This is a genomic window from Coprococcus sp. AF19-8AC (assembly GCF_003603115.1).
In the GTDB taxonomy this organism is placed as follows: Bacteria; Bacillota; Clostridia; order Lachnospirales; family Lachnospiraceae; genus Coprococcus; species Coprococcus aceti.
The window spans coordinates 1-560 of the sequence record NZ_QTMI01000015.1; the positions used below are offsets into that span (position 1 = coordinate 1).

1 protein-coding gene is annotated in these 560 nt (G+C 38.2%); it reads right to left on the reverse strand.

All coding sequences use genetic code 11. The features are described 5' to 3' along the window. Positions 1-560 (reverse strand): hypothetical protein (locus DWX57_RS14200; RefSeq protein WP_165852810.1); only part of this gene is annotated, 560 nt, incomplete at both ends.

The following is a 560-nucleotide window of genomic DNA, read 5'->3' on the forward strand; positions in this document are numbered from 1 at the left end:
GCACAATTGCCACCCAGTTGTATTCCCATATGATATCCAGTCATAACATCATATACTTTTCGTCCACGACATTCTGACTGACTTGCTGTATCAATCAACCCTATACTGAATATGTTGTGCAGAGCGCCTTTCTCTACAACATTCTCTATAAATGGGACAATTCTTGTAATGCCTTCACTCGGCGAATACAATGTATTTAAAAACGCTTCCATATCTGCAATAAAAATGTATGTTTCCTTAAACCGGGTCATCTGGCTATATATTTCATTCTCATCATAGCCTTGTTCCTTTACCTGATTTTTAAACTTATTTCTCTCCACAAATTCTGGAACCAGCATTGTAAAGTAATCTGCCTGTGTTGCTTCGCTATCTATATACGTTGCTCCCAACAATTCCGAATCAGGCTTGAACTCATTGGAACCATGTTCTATAACAACTATATCTGCATTTCTCATCAGTGCTGCATTCATCAATAACCGCATAACATTTTTCTTACCAGTTCTAGCTCTGCCCGTAATTGTATAGCAGAATGTTCTCCTAAGGTCTATTCCATATCCCTC